Raw genomic sequence first — 9,461 nt, 5'->3', positions numbered from 1 at the left:
GGTGGCATGGACGACGACGAGAACGGGAACGGCTATGACGACGAAACCGTCCCGCACGTCGAACTCGAACTGTACGAACTCTCTGTCCGCGTCAGCGGGCAATCGACGGACGAACTCGAAGACGTGGAGTCGTCTGCGACTCGTCTCATGAACTTCCTCATCGACCAGGCGAAGCAACTCGAAGACGAACCCGACACGCGCGGACTGAGCTAACTTCGCCGCTCTGTTTTTGGCGAACCTAAAAACTCAAGTCGGAGCGTCGGCAATCCCGCCTAATGAGCGCGTACACGTTCGACGACGTAGCCGTCGTGATGGGGACGTACAACGAAGAGCAAGCTATCGGGTCGGTTCTGGCCGACATCGACCGCATCACCGACGGACGGGCAGAAGTCGTCTGCGTCGACGGGTCTGACGACCGAACCCCACAAATCGCGCGGAAGATGGGCGCCCGCGTCATCGAGCAGGAACCGCAGGGATACGGCGTCGCGGTGGAGGCAGCGGTTCTCGCCCCTGACCGCCCCGTCGTCGTCACCACCGACTGCGACGACACCTACCCGATGGAGTACCTCCCGAAGTTCCTCGACCTGATAAACGACGGGTACGACGTGGTCTCAGGTGACCGAATCTCGATGGGTGCCGAGACGATGCCGCGACTCAACCGCCTCGGAAACGTCGCGTTCGCCCGCCTCGCGAGTTTCCTCATGGGTGCGACGGTCCACGATACGACGACCGGAATGCGGGCGTACCGACGCGAGATACTCCACGACATCGATTGGACGGAGAACACTGGCCTCTCCGCAGAATTGCTCATTCGCCCCGCGATGCGGGGGTACAAGATTGCCGAAGTGCCCATCCCGTACCGCGAACGCGCCGGTGAGACCAAACTCGACCCCTTCGCCGGCGGCGCGGCAATCGCGAAGTCTATCGTGAAAGTCGCGCTCGAAGAACGGTTCCGGTTCTAAGCCACCGAGAGTTCGTTTCTCTCTCGGCCGGTCGTGCGGGCTGTCACCAGACCGCACGTCGTTCTTACGTGATTCGAACGAACGTGGAGTATGAACCGTCGTCGTTTCCTCGCCACACTCGGATTCACGTCTGCACTCGCGGGATGTCTCGGGAACGACCCACCAGTCGCAGACGACGCGAACGCGGGTGGGGCCGACAGCGCTGCCGGCGGCACCGAAACCCCTCGTGCCGGACCGTTCGACCTCCCAATCCCGGAAGACGAACTCCGTCGGGGTGCCCCGAAAGACGCGATTCCGGCCATCACGGCCCCAGTCTACTCCGACGACTGGTCCGGATTCGACGAGGTGAGCGTCGAACTCGACGACTCTTTCGAGGTGGTCGGCGTCGAACTCGACGGCATCGTCCGTGCCTACCCACTCGCTATCCTGAACTGGCACGAAATCGTCAACGACACGTTCGATGGTCGCCCTGTCGTCGTGACCTACTGCCCTCTCTGTGGGAGTGCCGTCGTCGCGGACCGACTCGTGCAGGGCGAACCCACCTACTTCGGCGTGTCGGGGTTCCTCTGGATGTCCGACCTCGTGATGTACGACGACCGGACGAACTCACTGTGGAGTCAGGTGCTCGCCACGGCGATTCGAGGTGAACTGACCGGTGACACGCTTTCGCTCCTCCCGGCCACTATCTCGACGTGGGGCGAGTGGAAGGCGTCGCACCCCGATACCGACGTGCTGGTCCCACCGCCCGTCTCCGGGACGATTCGTGGCCGGCAGACCCGCCGCTACGAGGTGAATCCGTACACGAGTTACCAGCAATCCAGTTCGATAGGCATCGGCTTCAACGACGACGTCGACGAACGGATGCACCCCAAGACGTCGGTCATCGGCGTCACCGCAGGGGGCGTCGCGCGTGCGTATCCATTCGACCCCGTCTCGAACGCAGGTGTCGTCAACGACCGGGTTGCCGACCTTCCAGTCGTCGTCTCCGCCACGACAGACGGCACGCTGGTCGCCTACGTCCGCCGCGTCGATGGCACGGTTCTCGAATTCGAGCGTGATGGCGACGTCCTCGTCGGCGGAGGGTCGCGGTGGGATATCGTCACTGGGCGCGCACTCGACGGCCCGCACGAGGGGACGGCCCTGACCCGCGCTAACGACCGCTCGCCGATGTTCTGGTTCGCGTGGGCCGACTTCAACCCCGGAACCGAGATTTACGGGGCGTAACCCAGACGACCGATAGCCTCTTCGATGGGTGTAACTGTGTGACAAGAGACTTATACTCGCACCTAGCACCTCTGTGCTACCGTGTCCCCTCGTACCCGCGTCGTCGTCGCGTTCGTCCTCCTCCTCGGCACACTCGGCACAGCAGCGTCCTACGGATTTGCGTACGATTCCCGTCTCGGTCAACACGCCGTCAGTGTCGGCTTCGACCCAGTCTCCGGTGACGTCCCTGATGCTGCTGACGTCACGCCCGTCGAGAATCTCCCGTCTGAAGCGGCCGACGTGGTTCGAACCGGCGTCGAAGATGGATACGTCACCGTCTACAGAGACGACAGCGACGACCTGACGGACGCACTCGAATCGCTCTCGGGATACGTCCGCGTCGAGGGCGAGGTGTATCAGGTGCTCCAGGTTGCCGACGAGAACATGACGCTCTTCGGCCCACTCCTCACGCTGACCGCGATGTTCCTCTCGATGGGACTCCTCGGATTCGGCGTGGCCGCCCTCCGAACTGGTGGGTTCAGACCGCTCTCTGTCACGGCATCGCTGTCGATTCCGGGCGTCGCACTCGCAGTCGACGTTGCTGCCACTGTCGCCGACTCGGTAGTGACGTTCTCGGGCGGTGCGGACCTCCCAGTCGTCCCCGCAGCGACTGGCCTCGCAGTCGTCGGCGTCGCGGCCCGGAAACGCGACTGGCGACTCGCACTCGGTGGGTTCGTCGTCGTGATGGCCGTCACCTCCTTCGCCAGCCGACTCGGTGGCACCTCACTTGGCCCTCTCGGGACGCTTCTTCCCGGTATTCCGCTGTTCGTCCTCGGGTACGTCGCCGGCGGTGGTCACACTCCTGTCGACCGGTCCGAGACTGCGGTTCGCAGAGAAGAAGCGGCGTGAGAGAGACGACTACGCCGAGTTGAGGATGTCGCGGACGCGACGCGGTTCGCCACCGAGAGACGGGTTCTTCTCGACGATTTTTAGCACCTCGTGGTCTGTCACGTCGGGGTAGGACTTTCCAATTGCCTCCTCGATGAGTTCCTTTTCGAGACGGAACTCCGTGCCTTCGTAGACCACGTCTACGCCATCGTCGTCGAAGGAGAGAATCGTCATATCTGGCATTGCTCTCTGCACGTATTTAAACGCACGCTCACGAGCTCGCGAACCGAAGGACGGCGAAACGTCAGACGTGTGTCTTGCGGACCGTTTATTATGGACCGCGTGTTGGGTCGGGACGTGTCATTGGGGACGGACCCACTCGAAGCGCTCGAAATACCCGACGAGACGACGGTCGAAGAACACGACCTCGTGACCGACGGCGACGTCGTCGTCGGTGGGCAGAGTACTATCGAGTTCGGAGTCCGAGGCCGAAACGTGTTGGCCGGCGAACGCGTCACGTTCGGCGGCGATATCGAGGCAGAAGGTGACTGCCGACTCGACTTGTTGAACGACGTGGCCGGAAACGTCCTCGTCGGCGAAGACGCGTACCTCGGCGAACGCGTCCACATCGGGGGCCGACTCATGGTCTCGGGTGACCTCGACATCGGCGACGACGTGGACATCGAAGAGGGGTTCGAGGCGAACGGTTGGATCGTCATCCGCAACCCGGTCCCCACGCTCGTGTTTTACTTCATCGTCCTCTCGCAACTGCTTCGACTCGGTGAAGACGAGGCAGCAGACGAACTCGCCGAGACGCTGCAAGGCGAATCGACGAACGACCCGCTCGTGATTCCCCGGAACGCCACCGTCTCGGACGACGCGTGGCGTGTCTCGACGCCGGCGGAAATCGGGTCGTCGTGCCGTATCCACGGGAACATCCGTGCAAAGTCGATCGAACTCGGTGAGGACAACAACGTCTTCGGGAGTCTCCGCGCCCGCAACGACATCGTCGTCGGGTCGGGAACCCGAATCCACGGCGACGTGACGACCCGAAACGGCGAGGTCATCGTCGAAGAAGGGGCACGTGTCCTCGGCGACGTCTCCTGCAAGGACCTCTTGCTCGAAGAGGGTGCCCTCGTCGATGGGACGATGCGGGCCCGTGGCGAGATGCGTATCCATCGCGACAATCTCGCACGCGACATCGAGTGAGTCGGGCCTGACAGATTCGGCCACCTGCCCGATAAGAACAAATCGCTGTTTGTGTCTACCCAACGATTAACCCACGACAGAGAGAGTGTCGTCTATGGACAAACGACTGAAACTTCTCGCCGTCGCCCTCCTCGTCGTCCTCGCCGGGTGTACCGGTGGGAGCGCGGGTGGCGGCGGTGATGCCGCTAGCGGTGAGAGCGTGACGCTCTCTGCCGACGCGACTGGCGGTGCGGAAGTCGAGCAAGCAGACGGTGGGAGCGACGACGTACTGCAAGTCCAACAGCGCGCAGTCATCAAAAACGGCTACGTCAGGCTGACCGTCGACGAGTTCAACACCTCTCGCGCCGCCGTCGAGTCGACGGCCGAGTCCTACGGCGGGTTCGTCAGCGACTCGAACGAACGCGTCAACCGTCGAAGCGGCGGGACGTACCGCTCTGGCGAACTCGTAGTTCGCGTCCCTTCGGACAACTTCTCGGCGTTCATCGAGGAGACGAAGACGCTCGGCGAAGTCGAGCGAGTGGAGACGAATTCGGAAGACGTGACCGACCAGTTGGTCGACATCGAAGCGCGTCTGAGCAATCTCCGGGCACAGCGTGACCGCCTCCGGACGCTCTACGAGCAAGCGAACACGACGGACGACGTTCTCGCCGTCGAGCGTCGTCTCACCGAGGTGCAGACCGAAATCGAGCGACTCGAAGCACGGCAGGCGTCGCTCGAAAACCGCGTGGCCCTCTCGACGGTTCGTATCTCCCTCTCTGAGGAACCGCCCGGTCCGGCCCAGTGGTACGATACGCCGGTCTTACAGGCGTTCTCCGAATCGGTCAACGGCGCGTTCGTGGCCCTCCGCGCAGTCGTCGTCGCGTTCGCGTACGCCCTGCCGTACATCGTTGTCTTCGGTGGCCTCTTGGCACTCTTCGGGGGCGGTGTGGTCGTCGCTGGGCGGGCGGCGTACAGGCGGTTGACCTAACTTTCCTGTCGGCCGGTTCCCGGTCTCCGTTTCCTCATTCACTCACGGCGAGCGTTTTTCCGCCTCCGCGACGTTCGTCAACGCATGCTCTCACTCGCACTCGCCGGAAAACCGAACGCCGGCAAGTCGACGTTCTACACTGCTTCGACGCTCGCGGAGGTGGACGTGGCTAACTATCCCTTTACGACTATCGACGCCAATCGGGGTGTCACGCACGCACGAACACGATGCCCCTGTGTAGACCGTGACGAACGCTGCGGTAACTGCGAAGACGGGATTCGGTACGTTCCGGTCGAACTCGTGGACGTTGCTGGTCTCGTTCCCGGTGCTCACGAGGGGCGTGGCCTCGGGAACCAGTTCCTCGACGAACTCACGAACGCCGACGTCATCGTCAACGTCGTCGACGCCTCCGGCGGGACGAACGCCGAGGGTGAACCCGTCGAAGTCGGGACGTTCGACCCCGTCGAAGAAGTCGATTTCATCGAAGAAGAACTCGAACAGTGGTTGGCAGGTATCGTCCACCGAAACTGGGAATCTGTCGTTCGGAAGTCTCGGTCTCCGGATTTCGACCTCGACGACGCCCTCACAGACCTCCTGACTGGCGTTGGTGCGACCGAACACGATATCGCCGTCGTCCTGCGCGAACTCGACTACTCACCGAATCCACGCCAATGGACCGACGAGGACCGAATCACGCTCGCGCGCGCGATTCGACGCCGGACGAAACCCATCGTCCTCGTCGCCAACAAGGTCGACATCGCCCCCGAGGAGAACCTCGAACGACTCGCAGAGACCGGCAAGCCCGTGATTCCAGCGACGGCCGACGGCGAACTCGCTCTTCGACGGGCGCGCGAGGCGGGTCTCATCGACTACCACCCCGGTGACGACGACTTCGAACTCGTCGGCGACGTGAGTGGACCACAGGAGAAGGGTCTCGAACGAATCCGTGACCTGATGGCCGAACACGGTGGAACCGGGACCCAGACTGCCATCGACACCGCCGTCTACGACGTACTCGACCACATCACGGTCTACCCGGTCCAAAACGAGTCCAAGTGGACCGACGGGACGGGCAACGTTCTCCCAGACGCCTTCCTCCTCCCGCGTGGGTCGACACCCCGTGACCTCGCGTACGCGGTTCACTCGGATATCGGCGAAGGATACCTCCACGCCGTCGACGCGCGGTCGAAACGCCGTATCGCAGAAGACCACGAACTGAGCGAAGGCGACGTCATCAAAATCGTCTCGACTGCCAAATAACTGGCAACGAGCTGTCTTTTATTCGATTCGTGTCGGTTCGTATCGGTCAGGTCTGCGTCTGCACAGCGACGTATAAACCATATTTTGCTATATAGAATCACTCATCTCGACGTGGTCGATTGTGGGCTGAATGTGCCTCGAAATGCCGTGTGTACGTGCTCTCCCGGTCGAATCACGCGCTCCCCTCGGAATCGTTCCAAAACTCGTGAGAAGTGTTGACGGTGCTCAAACACGTATCTCTCGTATGGTGTGTCTCAGCAACGGACAGTCTGGGTGGTTCCGATGACCGAGACGCTCAGACTCGGGTTTACCGGCGACGTGATGCTGGGTCGACTCGTGAACCAGCGACAAGAGCACCGGCCTTCGCACGCGGTGTGGGGGTCGATGCGAGAGCGACTCGGTTCACTCGAGGGCCTCTTCGTCAACCTCGAGTGTTGCCTCTCGACGCGAGGCAGGCAGTGGACGCTCACACACCACCCGTTCCACTTCCGCGCCGACCCGGACTGGGCAGTACCGGCGTTGCAGGACGTCGGCGTCACGTGGGCGACACTGGCGAACAATCACGTCCTCGACTACGGCGACGACGCACTCGAAGACACGTTTTCGGCCCTCGAAGGAGGCGGCATCCCGTACACTGGCGCGGGTCGAACCGAGAACCGTGCGTGGGAACCGACTCACGTCACTGTCGACGGACTCGACGTTTCGCTCGTCGCCTTCACCGACAACACACCCGAGTTCGCCGCCGACGGCGACTCACCGGGGACGGCGTACGTCGATATCGACCCGAACGACGAGGGGAGTCTCGAACGGGTCGGAACCGTGCTCGAACGCGCCCGAGAGGACGACCCTGACCTGCTCGTCGCGTCGATGCACTGGGGTCCGAATATGCGCGAGTACCCACCGGAGTCGTTCCGCGCGTTCGCACACTGGGCAGTCGACTCGGGCGTCGATATCGTCCACGGCCACAGCGCACACGTCTTTCAGGGAGTCGAAGTGTACGACGGGTCGCTGATTCTCTACGACACTGGCGACTTCGTCGACGACTACGCCGTCGACCCAGTCCTTCGAAACGACCGGAGTTTCCTCTTCGAAGTCGAGGTGTCGCCGACGGGGCGTCTCTTCGACCTTCGGATGATTCCGACCGAAATCGCCGAGTGTGCCGTCTATCGGGCCTTCCCGGCAGTCGCAGAGTGGTGTCGAGACACGATGCGGCGTCGGTCTGCCGACTTCGGGACACAGTTCGACGTCGACGACGAGTGCCTCGTCGTCCACGTCGACGGGCAGTAGTTGGGTCGGACACTGAGTGGGTGAGAACGGGACTTCGACCCACCGAAACGGCGGGAACGCTGATACCGGTGGTTCGCGTAGTACCGTGCATGGCAACTCGCTCACAGGTCGCCGCACAGACACGACTCTCCATGTCTGAGTCCCGAGTCCTCCTCGGTGTCGGACTCGCTATCGCCCTCGTTGCAGGCCTCGTCTTCCGTATCGTCGGCCAACTCGTCTTAGACCCGGAAAATCCGCTCGTCGTGGTGGCCGTCTTCGTTCTGACTGTCCCGTTGATGTGGGCACTTGCCGTCGCTATCTTTCGGTGGCGTGGTCTCTCTGGCGTCGAAAAACGCGAGGCTGCGGTTCTCCTCGTCGTTCCGGGGATGCTCGTCGACGCGTTCTCGACGGCGCTGTTTTCCGTCGTCTATCCGAACATGAGTCTCGCTGCCGCAGGTCTGTTCGGGGGTCTCTTGCTCTTGGCGTACGCGACGGTTCTCGTCGCCGGGTTCCTCTCTCGATGAGGCGACCCGTGTGGCTTGTCTTCAACACCCATAGCACTGCGGAACGGGAAACATGTTTTACCCCCGCGTTGACGGAGTGGTATGGGTCACCGCCTTGACGAGATAGACAGGCTCATTCTCCACGCCTTGATGGCCGACGCACGGGGTACCTCTGCGCCCATGATTGCCGACGAGGTGAGCGTCTCTCCGGGGACGATTCGCAACCGTATCCGCCAACTCGAAGACGCTGGTGTCCTCACTGGATACCACGCCAACGTCGACTTCGAACAGACCGGCCACCGATTCACCAACCTCTTCGTGTGTACCGCACCGGTCCCGGAGCGTGAGCGTCTCTCCACACTCGTCCGCGAGATATCTGGCGTCGTCAACGTCCGCGAACTCCTCTCTGGCCGGGGCAATATCCACGTGCTCGCCGTCGGCGAAGACATGAACGACGTGACACGAATCGGCCGAGAACTGTCGAATCTCGGCCTCGAAATCGAAGACGAGAACCTCGTCCGCCGGGAGTCGTTCGAACCCTACAGTCCATTCGGCCCGAACGAACGGCCCGGATTCGGCGCGCTAGCCGACGTCGTGAGTCTCGCCGGCGGGTCCGAAGTGGTCGAACTCGTCGTCGCCGAAGACGCCCCAATCGTCGGGAGGTCGCTCGGTGAAGTCGGTGACGACGACTTGCTCGACGACGACGTACTCGTCGTCTCTATCGAACGCGACGACGACGTCCTCACGCCTCGCGGTGAGACGACCATCGAACCGGACGACGTGGTCACCTTGCTCTCCCGTCGTGGCGTCAGTGAGCGCACGATTCAACTCTTCTCCTCGCTCGACGACGCCGACCCGGCCGAGAACTGACTTCTCGGTGGACTCTGTCTGACGGGTGTCGGGTATCCGGTCTGCGACCCCGACCGAGCGTTGTGTAAAAATCGACCCCGAGATATCGACACCTCGGCGAAGGCTGGTGTTCAGTCAGACGACGACCCGAACGCTATCGGGACGCTCACGTCTGCCTGCTCCGAGAGGTAGTACGCGGCTACGAAGAGGCCGACGACACCTGCTGCGAGGAGCGGAATTGCACTGACGCCGTACCCACTCCCGAGGAAGAGAACCGTCGCGATTGCACCGGAGAGGACGGCGTACGGAATCTGCGTGTTCACGTGGTCGACGTGGTCCGACCCCGCGAACATC

The 9,461-nt window shown here is 62.4% G+C and carries 10 protein-coding genes and 2 pseudogenes; 10 read left to right on the top strand and 2 right to left on the bottom strand.

Annotation, left to right across the window (positions count from 1 at the left end; genetic code table 11):
• From AUR66_RS01010 to AUR66_RS00995, 4 genes and pseudogenes are all read left to right on the top strand, one after another.
• A pseudogene (locus AUR66_RS01010) lies at positions 1-213 on the top strand (hypothetical protein); the annotation flags it as partial.
• Between the two features lie 62 nt (positions 214-275).
• Complete coding sequence (locus tag AUR66_RS01005) at positions 276-962, top strand: dolichyl-phosphate hexose transferase (RefSeq protein WP_058570669.1); 687 nt, start codon at positions 276-278, stop codon at positions 960-962.
• Positions 963-1,052: 90 nt separating this feature from the next.
• The gene (locus AUR66_RS01000; RefSeq protein ID WP_058570668.1) at positions 1,053-2,186 is read left to right on the top strand and encodes a DUF3179 domain-containing protein; all 1,134 of its coding nucleotides are present in this window, start codon (positions 1,053-1,055) and stop codon (positions 2,184-2,186) included.
• An 81-nt stretch (positions 2,187-2,267) separates the two neighbouring features.
• On the top strand, positions 2,268-3,074 hold the full coding sequence (locus AUR66_RS00995) for a hypothetical protein (RefSeq protein WP_058570667.1): 807 nt from the start codon (positions 2,268-2,270) through the stop codon (positions 3,072-3,074).
• A 9-nt stretch (positions 3,075-3,083) separates the two neighbouring features.
• Here the strand turns inward: AUR66_RS00995 and AUR66_RS00990 are convergent, their stop codons facing one another.
• The gene (locus AUR66_RS00990; protein ID WP_058570671.1) at positions 3,084-3,287 is read right to left on the bottom strand and encodes a DUF5800 family protein; all 204 of its coding nucleotides are present in this window, start codon (positions 3,285-3,287) and stop codon (positions 3,084-3,086) included.
• 123 nt (positions 3,288-3,410) lie between these two features.
• Between AUR66_RS00990 and AUR66_RS00985 the strand changes: the two genes are divergently transcribed.
• The 6 genes from AUR66_RS00985 to AUR66_RS00960 all read left to right on the top strand — a co-directional run bounded on the left by AUR66_RS00985 (position 3,411) and on the right by AUR66_RS00960 (position 9,128).
• A complete protein-coding gene (locus tag AUR66_RS00985) occupies positions 3,411-4,262 on the top strand; it encodes a polymer-forming cytoskeletal protein (protein ID WP_058570670.1) in 852 nt (283 codons plus the stop codon).
• A gap of 94 nt (positions 4,263-4,356) precedes the next feature.
• Positions 4,357-5,229: a DUF4349 domain-containing protein gene (locus AUR66_RS00980; protein ID WP_058570666.1), complete on the top strand. Its 873-nt coding sequence runs from the start codon at positions 4,357-4,359 to the stop codon at positions 5,227-5,229.
• 84 nt (positions 5,230-5,313) lie between these two features.
• Entirely contained in the window at positions 5,314-6,489 is a 1,176-nt protein-coding gene (locus AUR66_RS00975) for a redox-regulated ATPase YchF (RefSeq protein WP_058570665.1), read from the top strand.
• Positions 6,490-6,771: 282 nt separating this feature from the next.
• A complete protein-coding gene (locus AUR66_RS00970) occupies positions 6,772-7,776 on the top strand; it encodes a CapA family protein (RefSeq protein ID WP_058570664.1) in 1,005 nt (334 codons plus the stop codon).
• A gap of 89 nt (positions 7,777-7,865) precedes the next feature.
• Positions 7,866-8,279 (top strand): DUF5367 family protein, encoded by a 414-nt coding sequence (locus AUR66_RS00965; RefSeq protein ID WP_058570663.1) that lies wholly within the window; start codon positions 7,866-7,868, stop codon positions 8,277-8,279.
• A gap of 81 nt (positions 8,280-8,360) precedes the next feature.
• The gene (locus AUR66_RS00960) at positions 8,361-9,128 is read left to right on the top strand and encodes an Lrp/AsnC family transcriptional regulator (RefSeq protein ID WP_058570662.1); all 768 of its coding nucleotides are present in this window, start codon (positions 8,361-8,363) and stop codon (positions 9,126-9,128) included.
• A 110-nt stretch (positions 9,129-9,238) separates the two neighbouring features.
• Here the strand turns inward: AUR66_RS00960 and AUR66_RS00955 are convergent.
• Positions 9,239-9,461: pseudogene (locus AUR66_RS00955) on the bottom strand (Na+/H+ antiporter NhaC family protein); the annotation flags it as partial.

The organism is Haloferax profundi (assembly GCF_001469865.1).
Lineage (GTDB): Archaea > Halobacteriota > Halobacteria > Halobacteriales > Haloferacaceae > Haloferax > Haloferax profundi.
This window is presented reverse-complemented; position numbering and strand designations above follow the sequence as displayed.

Bases quoted from the DNA above. Each gene is read 5' to 3' on its own strand.
- AUR66_RS01000 (WP_058570668.1), top strand. From the start codon at position 1,053: ATGAACCGTCGTCGTTTCCTCGCCACACTCGGATTCACGTCTGCACTC.
- AUR66_RS00970 (WP_058570664.1), top strand. From the start codon at position 6,772: ATGACCGAGACGCTCAGACTCGGGTTTACCGGCGACGTGATGCTGGGT.
- AUR66_RS00980 (WP_058570666.1), top strand. From the start codon at position 4,357: ATGGACAAACGACTGAAACTTCTCGCCGTCGCCCTCCTCGTCGTCCTC.
- AUR66_RS00990 (WP_058570671.1), bottom strand. From the start codon at position 3,287: ATGACGATTCTCTCCTTCGACGACGATGGCGTAGACGTGGTCTACGAA.
- AUR66_RS01005 (WP_058570669.1), top strand. From the start codon at position 276: ATGAGCGCGTACACGTTCGACGACGTAGCCGTCGTGATGGGGACGTAC.
- AUR66_RS00965 (WP_058570663.1), top strand. From the start codon at position 7,866: ATGGCAACTCGCTCACAGGTCGCCGCACAGACACGACTCTCCATGTCT.
- AUR66_RS00960 (WP_058570662.1), top strand. From the start codon at position 8,361: ATGGGTCACCGCCTTGACGAGATAGACAGGCTCATTCTCCACGCCTTG.
- AUR66_RS00975 (WP_058570665.1), top strand. From the start codon at position 5,314: ATGCTCTCACTCGCACTCGCCGGAAAACCGAACGCCGGCAAGTCGACG.